This window comes from Eudoraea chungangensis (assembly GCF_029360665.1).
Classification (GTDB): Bacteria; Bacteroidota; Bacteroidia; order Flavobacteriales; family Flavobacteriaceae; genus Eudoraea; species Eudoraea chungangensis.
This window is the reverse complement of sequence record NZ_JARDUB010000002.1, coordinates 33,175-51,640: the sequence shown is the minus strand read 5'-3', so window position 1 is coordinate 51,640 and position 18,466 is coordinate 33,175. Positions and strand designations below refer to the sequence as shown.

Below are 18,466 nucleotides of genomic sequence, written 5' to 3'. Positions count from 1 at the left end.
GTAAATGAGGGTTAGAAATTTTAAATGAAAAATGAGCCTAAGTACTATTCTTTTACCACAAATTGAATAGTTTCAATTCCTCTTTGCTCTAGCAATATTTGTTTTTCACTTTTTAAAGTCTCAATAGATTTATCATCAAAATGTCTTATAGTATATAAGGCTACATGTTCCTGACAAACCACTTTGAACTTACCAGACAACTTTTTCTTTAAATCCTCAAGTCTATTAAACTTATTATCTATGCAAACCGAAAAACTTATGGCGGAATTCTGTATTAAGTCAACCTTCATTTGGTTATCGTGTAATAGCTTAAATAAACCACTAATACTATCTTCAACAATGAAGGAAAAATCCAAAGAAGATAGTTTCATTAATACCTGATTCTTCTTAACTATAAAACAAGGGATCTTCGGTTCAATTCCTATACCTTTTCCAACCGTAGTTCCTTTGTTTTTAGGGTGAAGAAATGACTTTACTTGCAGGGGTATTTCCTTGCGCTGCAATGGTTGAAGAGTCTTAGGGTGAATTACCGAAGCACCATAAAATGCAAGTTCTATGGCTTCTCTATAGGATATATTATTTAATAATGCAGTCTCTTTAAAATATCTTGGATCCGCATTTAGTACGCCTGGCACATCTTTCCAAATAGTAACTGAATTAGCCTTTAAACAGTACGCAACAATGGCTGCCGTATAATCGGAACCCTCACGTCCTAAGGTCGTTGTAAAGTTATTTGCATCGCTTCCTAAAAAGCCCTGTGTAATATAAAGTTTATTAGGCTCCACGGCTCCTTTTATCAGCAACTCTGTTCTAGTCCAATTTACTGTGCCGTCTCTATAATTATCATCTGTTTTTATAAGTTCTCTTATGTCTAACCAATGATTTTCTATACCAACTTCCTTTAAGTAGGCACTTACAATAGTGGTAGATAATAATTCGCCATAGCCAACTACTTGATCATAAACAAAACTGTAATTGGGGGATTTGTTCCAAGTCAAAAATCCTTTGACTTCTTCGAAAAGGAGACGTACTCTGTAGAAAACATGATGATTTGGATTGGGAAACAATTCCTGCAGTATTGCCTCATGATAGTTTTCAACTTCCGATAAGTGATCGGACAAAACAGTTTTATCAGTAAAATAGGCCTTTACCACCTCTTCCATGGCATTAGTCATTTTTCCCATTGCGGACACTACCAAAAAAGTGTTTTCGTGCCCCGTTTCGTTTAACACGTTTACAACATTTTTTACACCCTGTGCATCCTTTACAGAGGCTCCTCCAAACTTAAATACTCTCATTATTTTCTAAAAATTCTTTTATTCCCGATTCGTTAAGTTGTACTACATCCCAATCCCGTAATACCTTGGCTCCCTTTTTCTCGTAAAAAGCAATTGCAGGAGCGTTCCAATCCAATACTTCCCAAGAAATTCTTTTAACCTTCAGTGCGGCACCATACTCCACCACAGCGGTAAGCAAGGCAGAACCAATACCCAATCCTCTGAACCTCTCAGATACAATAAGGTCTTCTAAATGAAGTACCTGCCCTTTCCAAGTAGAATATCTTGGGTATACAATGGCCGTACCAGCTATTGCCTCGTCAACCTCAGCTACAAAACAATGGTAAAGTGCAGATGAGCCAAACCCATCTTCCAAAAGATCATTAATCGTTACCTCCACAGCATCATCCTCTTTTTCAAAACTCGCCAACTCCTTAATTAAAGATAGTACGTCGGCCATATCCTTTGGCTCAGCTTTCCTTACTATTAAACCCATATTGTTATATTTAAAACACAAAGTTATAATATTTAAGTCGAGTGTAAAATTATTCCCTCTCATGTATCACAAAATAACCGATATTTGTATCTAAATAAAACAGAACACGTCCATGCATAAAAAGAACAAGACTCTTGGAGAATTTATTATAGAAAATCAAGATTCTTTTCAATACTCTTCCGGGGAATTATCTAAACTTATAAATGCGATAAGACTTGCCTGTAAAGTGGTAAATCATGAGGTGAACAAGGCAGGCCTAGTAGATATTCTAGGAGCCGCTGGTGACACGAACATACAAGGAGAAAGTCAGCAAAAATTGGATGTATTAGCCAACGAAAAGTTTATTCAGACCTTAAAAAACAGAGAAATTGTATGCGGTATAGCATCCGAAGAAGAAGATGATTTTATTAGCATTAATAGCAATGACGAAAAACATCAAAATAAGTATGTGGTTTTGATAGACCCTTTAGATGGTTCTTCAAATATCGACGTAAATGTATCGGTTGGAACTATATTTTCCATTTACCGAAGAGTAACTCCTGTTGGCACTCCTGTTACCTTGGATGATTTTCTTCAACCTGGTCGCGAACAAGTGGCCGCAGGCTATATTGTTTATGGCACCAGTACCATGCTGGTTTACACTACAGGATATGGGGTTAATGGGTTTACCTTGAATCCGGCAATTGGCACGTTTTATCTTTCTCATCCTGATATGGAGTTTCCCGAATCAGGAACTATTTACTCGGTAAATGAAGGAAATTATATTCATTTTCCTCAGGGAGTGAAAGACTATATTAAATACTGTCAGCAAGAAGAAGGTGACAGACCTTATACCTCAAGATATATAGGCTCACTTGTTTCGGATTTTCACCGAAATATGATTAAAGGTGGAATCTATCTATACCCCAAAAGCAGTATGGCTTCGAATGGAAAATTAAGACTGCTTTACGAGTGTAATCCTATGGCTTTTATTGCAGAGCAGGCTAACGGAAAAGCCAGCAATGGCTATGGCAGAATTCTTGATATAGAACCTACCCAACTACACCAAAGAGTCCCTTTTTTCTGCGGTAGTAAAAAAATGGTTGAAAAAGCTGAGGAATTTATGAAGGCAAGCAATTCCTAAAACCGCACAGGAATTAGTGATTTTCGGAATTGAGCAAATGCAGATAGTCCTTAAAATTGATTTTTCCGCTAAAAATAGCAACCGATTTTTCCAATATTTTATTACTCTTTTCAGACGGAAAGCCTAAACCAATAGCATATTTTTTTATGAGTACCATTTCTTTATCCTCGATACTATTATCGGCATAAATGATTCGAAACAAATCATAAAGTCTTTCATAGCGCTCCTTTTCACTATTGTAGGGGTGAATTGGGTACTTATTAGACTTTTTCATTACTTCTTTGTACTCTTCAGATGTAATTCCCAATTTATTAGCAAAACTATCCAGCAAAAGCTTTTCATGGGCATTTACTTCTCCATCCACAGCAGCCAAAGAAGCAAGAGTTGCAAAATGGGCTAGGTTACGTCTTTGTTCACTATGAGTATACAGATCAATTATAGGCATATAGTATGTTTGTTTAAAAGAACAAAGATACTTTTTTTAGCAGTGTTTTTTTTAATAATGCATTAAAAATATCGACCATTCACACTTACTAAAATCCTACTAAAGTTAATTGAATCGAAGTTTAATATTTCGTAATTTTCAGTCTTTCCAGAGAAACACGGACTAAAAAGTATTTTATTTTTCAGCTATAAAAATTCTCAGAAGAAGAAATTAATCGCACATCTAAAAAAAAGCGAATGTTGCAGCGAGAATTGCTAGAAATAGCCGAAGACTGGTTTAAAACGCAGGATTGGAAACCCCACAGTTTTCAGAGAAAAACTTGGCTAGCTTATCTAGAGAATAAAAACGGCCTGCTAAATGCACCAACAGGCAGTGGAAAAACCTATGCCTTGTGGTTTCCAATAGTGCTTGAAATCCTCAAGGAAAAACAAAAGATCACTTCAAAAAACAACAAGGGGCTTAAGGCAATTTGGATTACACCTCTCAGAGCTTTATCCAAAGAAATAAAACAATCCGCAGAAAGGATTGTCCAGGACTTGAATCTATCGCTGACAATTGGTATTCGTACGGGAGACACTTCCTCTAAAGAAAGGGCGCAGCAAAAAAAACATATGCCCAATCTTCTTATTACCACCCCCGAAAGCATGCACTTGCTCCTCGCCACTAAAAATTATCAGAGCATTTTTAAAAACTGTAATGCCATTGTAGTTGATGAATGGCACGAACTATTGGGCACAAAAAGGGGAGTGCAAACAGAACTTGCCCTCTCCAGGCTAAAGAGTATTTCATCAAAATTGAAAATATGGGGTATTTCTGCAACCATCGGAAATCTTGAACAAGCAAGAGAAGTTTTACTGGGCCCACAGACTGAGGCCTATCATAATTCCATTTTGATAAAAGCAAATCTTAAAAAAAAAAATTACGGTTAAAAGTATTCTCCCTGAAAAGATGGACACCTTCCCCTGGCGAGGTCATTTGGGACTTCAACTTCTAGAAGAAATAGTACCCATTATTAACAATAGCAAAACTACACTTCTCTTTACAAATACTAGAAGTCAATGTGAAATTTGGTTCCAAAAAATACTAGAAAAACATCCAGAATATGCCGGAGAAATTGCTATGCATCATGGGAGTATTAATAAGGAAACAAGGCAATGGGTAGAAGAAGCAATAAGAAATGAGAGCCTTAAGGCTGTGGTCTGTACATCAAGCCTAGATTTAGGGGTAGATTTTGCTCCGGTAGAAACTGTTATCCAAATAGGTGGTCCTAAGGGAGTAGCCAGGTTTTTACAAAGAGCCGGAAGAAGTGGGCATCAGCCAGGGAAAGAAAGTGTTATTTATTTCCTTCCTACACATGCCATTGAACTTGTTGAAGCTTCCGCTTTGAAAAATGCGGCTAAAACTAAGGCAGTTGAGGACCGTGTCCCCTATTTAAACAGCTACGATGTTTTAATTCAATACCTCATAAGTCTGGCGATTTCTGATGGTTTTATACCGGAACAAATATTTTCTGAAATTAGACACACTTTTTGTTATCAAGCCATGCCCCAGGAACACTGGCAATGGATTTTAAATTTTATCGTAATGGGAAGTCAAAGCCTTCAAGCTTATGATGAGTACAAGAAAGTTGAAGTGGATGCAAATGGCAAATATCAAATTTTTAATAGGGGTATTGCCATGAGACACAGGTTTCAAATTGGCACTATAGTTGGCGATGCGAATATTATCGTACGATATCAAAAAGGCGGATACATTGGAAGTATTGAAGAGTATTTTATTTCTAAACTAAAACCAGGTGATGTTTTTACATTCGCAGGAAGAAATTTAGAGTTTATAAGAGTTAAGGAAATGCAGGCACATGTACGAAACTCTTCAAAACGTACCTCAAAAGTTCCTAGTTGGATGGGCGGAAGACTTAGCTTTTCTGCTCAAATGTCAGAACTCTTAAGAGATGAATTGTATTCTGCCTCAGAGAGTGAGGCAAATCAATCTCGTGAAATAAAGGCTTTAGAACCTATTTTTTTAAGGCAATCTAAGGAAAGCATTGTTCCTAAACCTGATGAATTTTTAATCGAAACTTTTGAAACTTCAGATGGTTTTCACCATGTTTTTTATCCTTTCGAAGGTCGATTTGTTCATGAGGCCATGGGAAGTCTATTGGGTTACAGAATAAGTCTGTTAATACCAATTACTTTTTCTTTGGCATTTAATGATTACGGGTTTGAATTACTGTCCGACAAGGAAATTAATATAGACGAAGTCCTAGACAATAATCTCTTTTCTACAGAATATTTGTTTGATGACCTCAACAGCAGTCTCAATTCTACCGAGATGGCAAGACGTAAATTTCGTGATATTGCGGTTATAAGTGGTTTAGTTTTTACAGGCTATCCTGATAAAGGAATAAAGATTAAACACTTACAAAGTAGTTCTCAATTACTGTTTAATGTATTTCGGGATTATGAGTCCGACAACTTACTCTACCTACAGGCATTTAGGGAAACCTTCGAACATCAATTAGAAGAAGGTCGACTCAGAATTGCCCTTGAAAGAATAGCCTCCCAAAAAGTAATCTGGAAAAAATGCCTTACCCCTACTCCTTTTTCTTTCCCCTTAATTACCGATCGTCTTAGGGAAAAACTTTCAAGTGAAAAATTAAAGGACAGAATAAAAAAGATGATTACTTTGATGAAAAAATAATCCTGGGACATAGCCAAGAAGAACAACGTCTTCTATGTCATTAACTATATTTACGATCATGATCCACAACTTGATTATTGAAAACGATAGTTTTATTCTGCATCCAACTGGGGCCGTATTCTGGGAAAAGGAATCGAAATTATTGATTAGCGATATACATTTAGGAAAAGTAAGTCATTTCCGAAAGTTTGGAATGGCCATACCTCGCAAGGTTATCTATAAAAATTTTAAGCTCCTACGAGATACGCTTGATTATTTCAAACCAAAGCAAGTGATTTTTTTAGGAGACCTTTTTCATAGTTCCTTAAATCTGGAATGGGCCTTGTTTGAAGGCTTCGTAAATGAATCGGGAACAAGTTTTGTTTTGGTCATGGGAAATCACGATATTATTTCAAGAGATAAATACCAAAAAATAGGGGTTCAAATTTTTGATAAACTAATTTTTGATAAATTTCTATTCACTCATTATCCTCAGGAAGAGGATAACTACTTTAATTTTGCCGGGCATATACATCCTGCTATAAGACTTAAAGGAAAGGGAAAGCAAAGCCTTAAGCTGCCCTGCTTTTTTAAGAAAAAAAACCAAATGATACTGCCTGCTTTTGGAGAATTTACAGGTTCCCATGTTTTAAAAAAAACCTCCAAAGTAGATCTTTATGCCATTGCAGATGAAATGGTAATAAAAATATAGAACATTCTTTGGACTGGCTCCTGACCGGAATTATATTTGCACAAAAGTTTTCGGATTGACTAAATCCATTTTACTTCAAAAATTTGTTCAGTCTCCTAAAATTGGGAAACTGAGAGATTTTATTCTCCAAAATGAAGAATCTCTCTCCCTGAAGGGACTCGTAGGTTCTTCACTTTCTTATGTAGTGGCCTCAACATTTACTAAAGTAGATTGTCCATTCGTATTAGTCCTAAACGACAAAGAGGAGGCCGCATACATTCTCAATGACCTGGAACAAATTCTTGGCACGGATAATACGCTTTTCTATCCCGGAAGTTATAGGAGGCCTTATCAAATCGAAGAAACAGATAATGCCAACGTTCTATTACGGGCCGAAGTACTTAATCGGATTAATTCCCGAAAAAAACCAGCGATTATAGTTACCTATCCCGATGCCCTATTTGAAAAAGTAGTAACACGCAAAGAACTCACTAAGAACACCCTAAAAATAAAAAAAGGGGAAACCCTTTCATTAGACTTCTTAAATGAGGTGCTTTTTGAATACCGTTTTAAAAGGGTAGATTTTGTTACGGAACCAGGTGAGTTTTCAGTACGCGGAGGTATTTTGGATGTGTTTTCATTTTCACATGACGAGCCGTATAGAATTGAATTCTTTGGAGATGAAGTAGACAGCATTCGGACCTTTGATGTAGAAACGCAATTATCTATTAAAACCACTACGCAAATCACACTCATCCCTAATGTAGAACTTAAATATAGCCTTTCAAGCAGAGAAAATTTCTTAAACTACATTTCAACCAAATCAACTGTTTTTATTAAAAATGAAGAGTTTTTACTAAAGCGGATAGACAATTTATTTGAAAAGGCTAAGGAAGCTTTTGTAGACCTACAATCAGAAATTAAAGTAGCTTCTCCTGAAGAACTATTTATATCCTCGAAAGAACTGCTTCTAGAATTACAAAATCACAAACGTATTTATATTAATACACTGCCTAAAGAAAGTACTCCCTTAGTAGAATTCTTTACCATTCCACAGCCTTCTTTCAACAAAAAGTTCGACCTACTCATAACCGATCTTGAGAAAAATCATCAAAAAGGATATGACAATATAATTTTTTGCGCCACTAAAGAACAGGCTAAACGGTTTCATGATATTTTCTTGGAAGTTGAGCAAGCGGTTCACTACAAAACCGAAGTGCTTCCATTACATCAAGGTTTTATTGATCAGGACCTAAAGATTGTCTGCTATACAGATCATCAAATTTTTGAACGTTACCACAAGTTCCACCTAAAAACGGGCTACAATAAAAAACAAGCCATTACCCTAAAAGATTTAACTAAACTAGAAATAGGAGACTATGTTACTCATATTGATCATGGTATAGGGAAATTTGGCGGCCTTCAGAAAATAGAAGTGGAGGGAAAAAAACAAGAAGCCATAAAACTAGTTTATGGGGAACGCGACATATTATATGTGAGTATACATTCGCTTCATAAAATCTCTAAGTACAATGGTAAAGATGGCGTAGCACCAAAAATATATAAACTGGGATCTGCTGCGTGGAAAAAACTAAAACAAAAGACAAAGTCGAAAGTTAAAAAGATAGCTTTCGATTTAATAAAGCTATACGCAAAAAGAAGACTGGAAAAAGGGTTTCAATATGAAAAGGATAGCTATTTACAATTAGAATTAGAAGCCTCTTTTATTTATGAAGACACTCCCGACCAAAGCACGGCCACTTTGGACGTTAAAAAAGATATGGAAAGCGAAAGACCTATGGACAGACTCATATGTGGGGATGTTGGCTTTGGAAAAACTGAGATCGCTATCAGAGCAGCTTTTAAAGCCGTTGATAATGGCAAACAGGTGGCAGTATTAGTGCCCACTACCATCTTAGCTTTTCAGCATTTCAGAACCTTTTCCAAGCGTTTAGAAGAAATGCCCGTTCGAGTAGACTATATTAATAGGTTTAGAACTGCCAAAGACAAAAAGCTTATTGCAGAAGACCTGGAAAAAGGTAAAATAGATATTATAATAGGCACACATCAATTGGCTAATAAACACATAAAGTTTAAAGATTTAGGACTTTTGATAGTAGATGAAGAACAGAAATTTGGTGTTTCTGTAAAAGATAAACTTAAGTCAATACAAGAAAATGTAGATGTATTAACCCTTACAGCAACTCCTATTCCCAGAACGTTGCAATTTAGTCTAATGGCCGCTCGGGACTTATCTGTAATTAACACTGCCCCACCCAACAGATATCCCATAGAAAGTCAGGTTATTCGATTTAGTGAGGAAATAATTAGGGACGCAGTTTCCTATGAAATTCAAAGAGGTGGGCAGGTCTTTTTTATTCATAATCGAATTGAAAATATAAAAGAGGTTGCCGGGATGATTCAACGACTTAATCCCGATGCTAAGGTAGGCATAGGACATGGGCAAATGGAAGGGAAGAAACTAGAGGCTTTAATGTTGTCTTTTATGAATGGTGAGTTCGATGTACTGGTCTCTACAACCATTGTGGAAAGCGGTTTAGATGTGCCAAATGCCAATACCATTTTTATAAATAACGCCAACAACTTTGGGCTAAGCGATCTTCATCAAATGCGAGGTAGAGTTGGTCGAAGCAATAAAAAAGCCTTTTGCTATTTCGTTACTCCTCCATATGAGGCTATGACTCCTGATGCTAGAAAAAGAATTCAGGCCCTGGAGCAATTTACGGCTTTAGGCAGCGGTTTTAACATCGCTATGAAAGATTTAGAAATTAGAGGTGCCGGAGATCTTTTAGGAGGAGAGCAAAGTGGTTTTATCAATGAAATTGGTTTTGAAACCTACCAAAAAATACTCTCCGAAGCCATTGATGAGTTAAAAGAAAACGAGTTTAAAGAACTGTATGAAGAGTCTAAGGATAAAGCAAAAGAATTTGTAAAAGATGTACAAATTGATACTGATTTTGCATTACTCTTTCCAGATGACTATATTAATAGCATCTCGGAACGTTTGCTTCTATACACACACTTAAATTCGTTAAAAAAGGAACAAGACCTTATAGAATTTGAAAAACAACTTGTTGACAGATTTGGTCCTCTTCCTATTGAAGCTACGGACCTACTAGATTCGATACGAATTAAATGGTTGGCCAAAAGCCTAGGATTGGAAAAAGTGGTTCTTAAAAAAGGTAAAATAATTGGCTATTTTATTGCTGATCAGGATTCACCATTTTACCAGAGTAAGACATTCAATGCGGTACTGAGACATGTACAAGAAAATCCGTCTAATAGCAGACTTAAAGAGAAACAGACCCGAAATGGTTTAAGACTTCTTTTAGTTATGGAGAATAGTTCAAGTATTCAAAATGCCTTAGAAAAATTTAGCCCTTTCTCCGATTTAATGGAAAATTCTAGTTCTATTGGTGCTTCTACTAACTAGTCAATACTTACCTCCCTTTCTTGAACTGCATAAAATTTAAAGGCAAATATTCATTATCTTTAACTAGAACAACATTGGTATAATGAAAAAAAATAACAATTCTTCCCGTAGATCTTTTCTTAAAAAAGGGGCCATGGCCTCTTCCATATTTATAGTCCCAAGACATGTCCTTGGTGGCATTGGTTACACTGCTCCCAGTGATCGACTAAATTTAGCCGCTATTGGAGCTGGGGGTAAAGGGAAAAGTGATATTCTCAATGCTTCAGTGGGGGGTAGAGAAAGAGTAGTTGCCTTATGTGATGTTGATTTTTCTGGAACGGCCAAAGCCTCTATAGAAAACTTCCCTAAAGCAAAATTGTATGAGGATTACAGAAAAATGCTCGACAAGGAAAAGGACATAGATGCTGTAACAATTTCTACCCCAGATCATGTTCATGGACCAGCTGCTGCCTATGCTATGAATAAAGGAATACATGTCTATGTACAAAAGCCACTTACGCATAATATAAAGGAAGCTCGTATGCTCACTGAACTGGCCAGAGAGAAGAAAATAGTAAGTCAGATGGGGAATCAGGGAGGCTCAAATCCTCTTTTAGATATGGTGCAGAAGTGGGTAGATTCTGAAGTTTTAGGAGCAATTTCGAAGGTAGAGGTTTGGACCAATAGACCCGTTTGGCCTCAGGGATATGCCATGCCACAGCCTGATGCCAGTTTAAAACCCAAAGACTTTAATTGGGACCTCTGGTTAGGTCCGGCAGAATTTAAACCCTTTACACCAAATTTACATCCGTTTAATTGGCGAGGCTGGTGGGATTATGGTACAGGAGCTCTTGGAGACGTCGGTTGTCATCTAATAGATATTCCCTTTCGAACCCTTGGGCTAAAATACCCTACGGACGCAGAATGCAGTGTAGGTACTATTTTTAGTCAAATGTGGACTGCGGATTATCATCCGGAGGGCTGTCCTGCTTCCTCTTTTATAACCCTTAACTTTAATCAAACAGATAAAAGCAAGTCTCCGATTCAAATGACTTGGAGTGATGGGGGGATTAGACCCTCACATCCCAAAATTATTCCTGCAGACAGTGATATTGGCGGGCCTGGAAGTAATAATGGAGTACTAATTATAGGGGAAAACGGGATAATATCTACCAATATTAATGATAGTTCTCCATTAACTCCTAAACTCTATCTTAATGATGGTAGTACGGAGTTTGGTCCGGAAATAGAAGAAAACGAAGAACCAGAATACGGTCATCAAAGAAAATGGGTCGATGCTTGTAAGGCCGGATTTAATAGTCCGGAACATCAAGCGCTCACCTCTTCCTTTGATTATGCAGGCCCAATGACCGAAACCGTTTTAATGGGAAATCTTGCTATTAGGAGTTATATGTTAAGAAGAGAGAATGAAGAAGAAAAGATGGAATTTTTCGCCCGAAAGAAACTCTTATGGGATGGAGAAAACATGAAAATAACCAATTTAGAAGAGGCTAACCAATTTGTAACAAGAACCTATAGAAAGGGTTGGGAAATGTAAGTATTACACCCAAACCTTTGAACAGTCATTAAGATTCTCTTACAAAGACTTTAAGTCTTTAATTGTTTTAAAGGCAATATCAACCTGATCTTCATTGACCAAAATTGTAAACTCATTGGTGGTGGATATTACTTCGTATAAGACAATTCCCTCCCAAGCCAACCTTTGGAATATAAAATAATAAATGCCAGGAACGGAAACATTTTCGGCAGGCAGTTTTACTGTTATGGAGGAAAGGTTTTCGGCTTTTTGCGTGCACCTTTCCCCTTTAAAAAGCTTCTCGATGGTTAGATCCAAGCTGTTGCTCACTACAATATTCAATTCGTTAACTCCTCTGGAGGAGGTATAAAAAACATCCTTATTTTTATTTACCTCGTTTAGGAGTTCGGTTTGATTTTCTAAAATACTATCCGAAACTAAGAAGGTAAAATCCGTTAATGAAGACCGTACCGTTATTTCCCCAATATTTTTGAGAACTTTTACTATACGGTGGGTTGCTCTAAACTCTAAATCGTCAGATAATCGCTTTAATGCCATTACTATAGCTCCATTGCGAATATCCTTTCCCAATTCTCCTTCAATTTCTGGCTTAATAATTCTAGAAAGTGAGGTGAGATTAATAATTCCTTGTGCCAAAGCACTTTGCAAAAAGGGTTTCTTTTTAATATAATCCTCAACCACAGAAGAAATTGTCTTCATCCTTTTAATTTTAAATATTCATCAAATATAACATATTGTTACAAATAACACAAATATTTAGAAATAATAGAATGCGTCTTTAATATGTTCCATTTTATACGTCGTTTGGGTCTTTTCTATAGTGATGATATCAAAGCGTACTTCTACTTCTAAGTGTTTTAATACTATATAATTATCTGTAGCCATAACAAGTAGTGCGATTTTCTTTTTAGAAACTGTTTCTGCAATTGGCTTTAAATGTCCAGAGCTCCTAGCCTTAACCTCTACTACTACAAGTAAATCGTCCTTCCTAGCAAGGATATCAATTTCTGCCTTTAAATACCTATAATTTCTCTCCAGAATCTCATAGTCGAGCGATTGAAGGAAATCTACGGCCAAATCCTCGCCTAGGCTGCCAAAATGATTATGACGTGCCATAATTTAACAGGTTTCTTAAAAAAAGTAGCATTTGGTCGAAAATATGGGTGTTTCAACCGATAAATAAAACTTTAGATTGTACTTTTCGTGCAGAATATCGAAAATACCTTAAATGCAATAATATAGACTGAGTTTAAGCGTTAAGAATTTGCCCCTAAACACATGAACGTTCTTAAAGCCTAAAAAACTATGGAATACTTCGTTAATTGTAATACCTCTACATTAGCGCCATATACAACACCCTTAGATAAACAAAGGGCGGCGCACTTGTACAGAAGACTGGGCTTCAGTGCCTCAGTACAAACTATTGATCAGGCTGTAGGGCAGAACGCTCCCACACTGATTTCCAGCTTAATAAATGAAGCTATTAACATGCCTCCTACTCCTGCGCCGGCTTGGGCCGATTGGAATAATAGTAATTATCCTGCAGATGATGACTTGGCCAGACAGGTCCGAAGGACACAAAGTGAAGAGTGGCGAATAAGCTATACGGATGATCTTCTAAACAATAATCTTAGGGAGCGCCTTAGTTTCTTCTGGAGTAACCATTTTGTTACCGAATTAGACGTTTATGATTGTAATTCATTTCTCTACTATTACACTAACTGTTTACAGAGAAATGCCATTGGTAATTTTAAAACTTTTGTCAGTGAGATAGGTCTAACTAGTGCCATGCTTTACTATCTTGACGGGGTTTATAACAATGGTAATAATCCAAACGAAAACTATGCCAGAGAGTTATACGAACTATTTACTTTAGGGGAGGGCAATGGTTATACCGAAGAAGACATTATTGAAACAGCAAAAGCCTTAACAGGATATGTTGAAAGAGGTGAAATTGGTTGTGAGGCGGTAACCTTTAATCCTGAACGATTCGATGCTGGTCCAAAAACAATTTTAGGGCAAACAGGAAACTGGGGATATAATGATGTAATTGACATTCTTTTCCAAGAGAGGCCTACCCAAATAGCAACCTTTATTTGCAGAAAACTTTATGAGTTTTTTGTTCATCCAGATTCTAAAGACGACGCTGGTAATGCAGAAACCATAATTACTGGTATGGCTAATACCTTTATAGGCAGTAATTTTGAAATAGCCCCTGTACTAGAACAATTGTTTTCTAGCCAACACTTTTTCGATGATGAAGCTATTGGCGTAATTATAAAAAGCCCCTTTGATATTTACCTTAATTTACTAAACGAAACTGGTTTTGCCTATGATAATGGAACCTTACTTAATGTAGTAGATACAAGCAGACTACTGGGTCAGGAATTATTTGATCCCTTTGATGTTGCCGGATGGCAAAGAGACCGACAATGGATAAACACCAATTTTATGATTGGTAGATGGCTTTCTTCCGAAGTGTTTTTTGAGATGTTTTATCAAAATAATCCACAACAATTCAGAACCCTGGCCATGGACGCCGTTGGTGCGGCAGACAGTAATACCAGTAATCCGGAAACCGTTGTAAGCGCAATTGTGGATAAGATTACCCCCAAAGGACTACTTACCCCTCAAGACTTTGAAAATGCAATGTCTGTTTTTAAGATTGAAGATGTGCCGGAAAATTATTACGGTGCCGACTATGTCGCTGGAGGCCTTGGTCTTTGGATGCTCTCGGTAAGTCCCGAAGTACCATCACAAGTCTTCCTTCTTCTTATGCATCTTTCTAGACAACCAGAGTTTCAACTTAAATAAATCCTACTACTATGTGCAATAATCATATCCCATTAAATATAAATAAAAATGAAGGGCACGACCAGGAACACAAATACTGGAGTCGAAGATCCTTTCTACAAGCTTTAGGCATCGCCGGGTCAGGTTCCATGATGCTTGGCAGTAATATGCTAAGTGCATCGGCCCCATCCCCTTTGACCGCGGCGATTGCTAATGCTCCAACAGATGGTATTCTTATTTTGATTCGCCTTTCTGGTGGGAATGACGGACTTAGCACCGTTATCCCTATAGAACAATACGATACCTACGCCAATGCCAGACCAAATATTTATATTCCGGAGAGTAAAATTTTAAAACTCACCGATGAGTTTGGAATACCTACCTATATGAATTCCTTAGAATCTATGTGGGGAAATGGTCAATTTAAGGCTGTACATGGTGTTGGTTACGAGAATCAAAGTCTGTCGCACTTTACCGGATCAGACATCTATGCGAATACAGATCTGACTACAACTGGTTTTGATGGCCTGAATACGGGATGGATGGGTCGCCATTTCGAGAATATTTATCCTGATTATTTAGTGAACCCTCCAGCAGCTCCGGCGGCTATTCAAATTGGAAACTTTGGAAGTTTAGTTTTTCAAGGAGAAGAAACAAATTACGCCTTTGTAACTTCGAATATCAACCAATTGGAAGAAATTGCGGAATCTGGAGTACAATACAGTCTAGACGACAGTCTTTTTAATGACTGTATGTATGGAGATCAATTGAAGTTTTTAAGAGGAGTTGCGAATACTACATATGAGTATTCTGGTTTAATTCATGAAGCCTATGAACGAGGGCAGAATCAAGTAGAATATCAAGACAACGGTTTCGCCAGACAGCTGGCACTTCTTGCCCGGCTTATTAAAGGTAATTTGGGAACCAAAGTATATATGATCTCTATGGGTGGTTTTGACACACATGGTAATCAGCCTTTGGCGCACGAAAGGTTAATGTCTAATCTTTCTATCGCTATCAATAATTTTTATGAAGACGTAGCTTTTACACAACAGGATGATAAAGTGTTGAGTATGACATTTTCTGAATTCGGGAGACGAATATTTGAAAATGGGTCTAACGGAACGGATCATGGTAAAGCTGCTCCCACTCTTTTCTTTGGTTCCGGATTAGAAGGAAGTGCTTTTGTAGGTGAACATCCATCATTGGAAAATCCAAATGGACGAGGAAATTTGGAATATACCACGGATTTTAGAGACCTTTACGCCACAGTACTGGCCGAATGGCTCTGTGTACCAATTCCTTTAGTGGAGCAACACCTACTGGGACACCCCTACACTCCCATTAATTTAGGATTTAATTGTAGTGGGGTTGAATTTCCCGATGTTGCCTACAGTGATGAACCCCCTACATTGCCGACTATGCCAGATGATGATCTCGTTGCTGAAGATCCAACACAGGAACTTCTAGATGCCATAGTTCACAGACCATTTTATCCTACTGGAAGTACCCCTCATATCTATCTTGAAATGCCCTTTACGGCTCATGTAGATATCCAACTATACAATATACTTGGACAAAATGTTGGTACTGTCTATAACGAAATAATGGGCGAAGGTTCTGCTGAAATCAATATCAGAGAAAGAATGCCCAATCATTTATCTACAGGAAAGTATATATACCGAATCCTGGTTTCAGATAAAAAAATGTCTAAATCCATATTGGTTACATAAACAAACCCCTACTTTGCATAAGACGCCTCCTAATAATTGTGTGCCCCAATTTAAGCACAATGTTGGAGGTTTTCTTTTTCATAGCTGGTACGTACTTTACATTAAATAATAGTTATTTTTGTGTCTTAATCGAATCTAATGCCCAAGACACAAACCAAGCCAGCTCGATATACTATTACTGCGGCCCTGCCTTATACAAATGGTCCAATACATATTGGGCATCTTGCAGGGGTCTACATCCCAGCAGACATCTACACCAGATATTTAAGGCTTACCGGAAATAAAGTGCTTTTTGTTTGCGGTAGCGATGAGCACGGCGTTGCCATTCCGATGAAGGCAAAAAAAGAAGGTGTCAGCCCAAAAGAAATTATAGATAAATATCATGCCATTATAAAAGAGTCTTTCGAGAATTTCGGTGTGAGTTTTGATAATTATTCGAGAACCTCCGCCCCTATACACCATGAAACGGCCTCCGACTTCTTTATAAAGCTATACGAGCAAGGAGATTTTCTTGAGGAAACCACAGCCCAATTATTTGATAGTGAAGCAAAACAGTTTTTAGCGGATAGGTTTGTAATTGGCACCTGTCCTAATTGTGGAAACGAAGAAGCCTATGGAGATCAATGCGAAAATTGTGGGTCTTCTTTAAATGCCACAGATCTTATTAATCCTAAATCTGCAATTAGTGGAGCCGTTCCTATACTAAAGGAAACAAAACACTGGTTTTTACCTTTAGACAGATACGAAAATTTCTTAGAAGATTGGATCCTTAAGGAACATAAGGAAGATTGGAAACCTAATGTTTATGGGCAATGCAAGTCATGGATAGATACTGGTCTAAAACCTAGAGCGGTTACCAGAGATTTAGACTGGGGTATCCCAGTTCCCGTTAAGGGAGGGGAAGGAAAAGTTCTATACGTTTGGTTTGATGCACCAATTGGCTATATATCTTCTTCAAAAGAATGGGCCAAAAGAACTGGAAATGATTGGGAGGTATATTGGAAAAACAAAGACACCAAACTTGTACATTTCATTGGTAAGGACAACATTGTTTTTCACTGTATTGTTTTTCCGAGTATGCTCAAAGCCCATAAAGACTTTATTCTACCCGAAAATGTCCCGGCAAACGAATTTTTAAACTTAGAGGGACACAAGCTTTCTACTTCTAAAAATTGGGCTGTTTGGCTGCATGAATACCTAGTAGACTTCCCAAATATGCAGGATGTATTGAGGTATACCTTAACGGCAAATGCTCCCGAAACAAAAGATAATGATTTTACCTGGAAAGACTTTCAGGCAAGAAACAATAACGAATTAGTAGCGATTTTTGGTAACTTCATAAACAGAGTAGTAGTTCTTACTAACAAATATTTTGATGGCAAGGTCCCTAGTCCCGGGAATTTTACAAGTGAAGACTTAGAGGTTTTGGAAAGCCTTCGAACATTTCCTAAAATACTGGAAAACTCCTTGGAGCGCTATCGCTTTAGAGAAGCCAGTCAGGAACTGATGAATTTAGCCAGACTAGGCAATAAATATCTCGCAGAAGAAGAACCATGGAAGAAAATAAAAGTAGATAAAGAACGTGTACAAACTATAATGTTTGTTGCCTTACAACTGGCTTCTGCTTTGGCTGTTTTATCGGAACCTTTACTCCCTTTTAGCTCCGCTAAACTAAAGCAGATATTGGATCTTGGAGAAAATACCTCCCTACCCGATTCTCCTAAAATAAGTTCAAATTGGCAATCTATTGAACAAGGAGAATTACTTCTTAAACCGTCCTATAGCATAGGAAAAGGAGAATTGCTTTTTAGAAAAATAGAGGATTCTGAAATAGATAAACAAATTGCAAAACTCGAAGCGACCAAAAAAGCTAATGAAATAAATACCAAGGAAATTATGCCCCAAAAAGAAACTATACAATTCGAAGACTTTACGCAGATAGATATGCGAGTAGGAACTATCCTAGAAGCTGAAAAAATGCCAAAAACCAAAAAATTAATGGTTCTTAAAGTTGATACTGGAATTGATATACGAACCATTGTATCCGGTATTGCGGAAAGCTTTGAAGCAAAGGATCTACTGGGAAAAAAGGTTACTGTTTTAGTAAATCTGGCGCCCAGAAAATTGAGAGGTGTGGAAAGCGAAGGGATGATCCTAATGACTGAAAACACTGATGGCAATCTGGTTTTTATAAATCCGGAGACTGAAGGAGTTGAAAATGGTGAAACTATTAATTAA

The 18,466-nt window shown here is 37.3% G+C and carries 12 protein-coding genes and 1 pseudogene; 8 read left to right on the top strand and 5 right to left on the bottom strand.

Annotation, left to right across the window (positions count from 1 at the left end):
- Positions 1–44: 44 nt before the first annotated feature.
- Both PXG98_RS04870 and PXG98_RS04865 read right to left on the bottom strand, forming a co-directional pair.
- A complete protein-coding gene (locus PXG98_RS04870) occupies positions 45–1,298 on the bottom strand; it encodes an aspartate kinase (RefSeq protein WP_276389300.1) in 1,254 nt (417 codons plus the stop codon).
- On the bottom strand, positions 1,285–1,773 hold the full coding sequence (locus PXG98_RS04865; RefSeq protein ID WP_276389299.1) for a GNAT family N-acetyltransferase: 489 nt from the start codon (positions 1,771–1,773) through the stop codon (positions 1,285–1,287). Before PXG98_RS04865 ends, PXG98_RS04870 begins: the two co-directional genes overlap by 14 nt.
- A gap of 112 nt (positions 1,774–1,885) precedes the next feature.
- On the opposite strand from PXG98_RS04865, the gene fbp reads away from it, so the two are divergent.
- Positions 1,886–2,896 (top strand): class 1 fructose-bisphosphatase, encoded by a 1,011-nt coding sequence (fbp, locus tag PXG98_RS04860; RefSeq protein WP_276389298.1) that lies wholly within the window; start codon positions 1,886–1,888, stop codon positions 2,894–2,896.
- A 13-nt stretch (positions 2,897–2,909) separates the two neighbouring features.
- On the opposite strand, the gene PXG98_RS04855 is transcribed toward fbp, so the two are convergent.
- Positions 2,910–3,341: a tellurite resistance TerB family protein gene (locus tag PXG98_RS04855; RefSeq protein WP_276389297.1), complete on the bottom strand. Its 432-nt coding sequence runs from the start codon at positions 3,339–3,341 to the stop codon at positions 2,910–2,912.
- 236 nt (positions 3,342–3,577) lie between these two features.
- Between PXG98_RS04855 and PXG98_RS04850 the strand changes: the two are divergent.
- The 4 genes and pseudogenes from PXG98_RS04850 to PXG98_RS04835 all read left to right on the top strand — a co-directional run bounded on the left by PXG98_RS04850 (position 3,578) and on the right by PXG98_RS04835 (position 11,702).
- A pseudogene (locus PXG98_RS04850) lies at positions 3,578–6,041 on the top strand (ligase-associated DNA damage response DEXH box helicase).
- A gap of 58 nt (positions 6,042–6,099) precedes the next feature.
- Positions 6,100–6,732: a ligase-associated DNA damage response endonuclease PdeM gene (gene pdeM, locus PXG98_RS04845; protein ID WP_276389296.1), complete on the top strand. Its 633-nt coding sequence runs from the start codon at positions 6,100–6,102 to the stop codon at positions 6,730–6,732.
- A gap of 55 nt (positions 6,733–6,787) precedes the next feature.
- Positions 6,788–10,165, top strand: coding sequence for a transcription-repair coupling factor (gene mfd, locus PXG98_RS04840; RefSeq protein WP_276389295.1), 3,378 nt, complete (start codon positions 6,788–6,790; stop codon positions 10,163–10,165).
- A gap of 82 nt (positions 10,166–10,247) precedes the next feature.
- A complete protein-coding gene (locus PXG98_RS04835) occupies positions 10,248–11,702 on the top strand; it encodes a Gfo/Idh/MocA family protein (protein WP_276389294.1) in 1,455 nt (484 codons plus the stop codon).
- Positions 11,703–11,741: 39 nt separating this feature from the next.
- Here PXG98_RS04835 and PXG98_RS04830 read toward each other — a convergent pair whose 3' ends face one another.
- The gene (locus PXG98_RS04830; RefSeq protein ID WP_276389293.1) at positions 11,742–12,401 is read right to left on the bottom strand and encodes an aspartate kinase; all 660 of its coding nucleotides are present in this window, start codon (positions 12,399–12,401) and stop codon (positions 11,742–11,744) included.
- A 57-nt stretch (positions 12,402–12,458) separates the two neighbouring features.
- Positions 12,459–12,818, bottom strand: coding sequence for a YraN family protein (locus PXG98_RS04825; RefSeq protein ID WP_276389291.1), 360 nt, complete (start codon positions 12,816–12,818; stop codon positions 12,459–12,461).
- 189 nt (positions 12,819–13,007) lie between these two features.
- Between PXG98_RS04825 and PXG98_RS04820 the strand changes: the two genes are divergently transcribed.
- The 3 genes from PXG98_RS04820 (at position 13,008) to metG (ending at position 18,466) form a co-directional block, all read left to right on the top strand.
- Entirely contained in the window at positions 13,008–14,516 is a 1,509-nt protein-coding gene (locus tag PXG98_RS04820) for a DUF1800 domain-containing protein (RefSeq protein WP_276389290.1), read from the top strand.
- A gap of 11 nt (positions 14,517–14,527) precedes the next feature.
- Positions 14,528–16,228, top strand: a complete 1,701-nt coding sequence (locus tag PXG98_RS04815) for a DUF1501 domain-containing protein (protein ID WP_276389289.1) — start codon at positions 14,528–14,530, stop codon at positions 16,226–16,228.
- Between the two features lie 138 nt (positions 16,229–16,366).
- Entirely contained in the window at positions 16,367–18,466 is a 2,100-nt protein-coding gene (gene metG / locus PXG98_RS04810) for a methionine--tRNA ligase (RefSeq protein ID WP_276389288.1), read from the top strand.

What these genes read in the sequence shown, in the direction of transcription:
- fbp (WP_276389298.1), top strand. Translation starts at nt 1,886, where the DNA reads ATGCATAAAAAGAACAAGACTCTTGGAGAATTTATTATAGAAAATCAA.
- PXG98_RS04835 (WP_276389294.1), top strand. Translation starts at nt 10,248, where the DNA reads ATGAAAAAAAATAACAATTCTTCCCGTAGATCTTTTCTTAAAAAAGGG.
- PXG98_RS04870 (WP_276389300.1), bottom strand. Translation starts at nt 1,298, where the DNA reads ATGAGAGTATTTAAGTTTGGAGGAGCCTCTGTAAAGGATGCACAGGGT.
- pdeM (WP_276389296.1), top strand. Translation starts at nt 6,100, where the DNA reads ATGATCCACAACTTGATTATTGAAAACGATAGTTTTATTCTGCATCCA.
- PXG98_RS04855 (WP_276389297.1), bottom strand. Translation starts at nt 3,341, where the DNA reads ATGCCTATAATTGATCTGTATACTCATAGTGAACAAAGACGTAACCTA.
- PXG98_RS04830 (WP_276389293.1), bottom strand. Translation starts at nt 12,401, where the DNA reads ATGAAGACAATTTCTTCTGTGGTTGAGGATTATATTAAAAAGAAACCC.
- PXG98_RS04865 (WP_276389299.1), bottom strand. Translation starts at nt 1,773, where the DNA reads ATGGGTTTAATAGTAAGGAAAGCTGAGCCAAAGGATATGGCCGACGTA.
- PXG98_RS04825 (WP_276389291.1), bottom strand. Translation starts at nt 12,818, where the DNA reads ATGGCACGTCATAATCATTTTGGCAGCCTAGGCGAGGATTTGGCCGTA.
- metG (WP_276389288.1), top strand. Translation starts at nt 16,367, where the DNA reads ATGCCCAAGACACAAACCAAGCCAGCTCGATATACTATTACTGCGGCC.
- PXG98_RS04820 (WP_276389290.1), top strand. Translation starts at nt 13,008, where the DNA reads ATGGAATACTTCGTTAATTGTAATACCTCTACATTAGCGCCATATACA.
- PXG98_RS04815 (WP_276389289.1), top strand. Translation starts at nt 14,528, where the DNA reads ATGTGCAATAATCATATCCCATTAAATATAAATAAAAATGAAGGGCAC.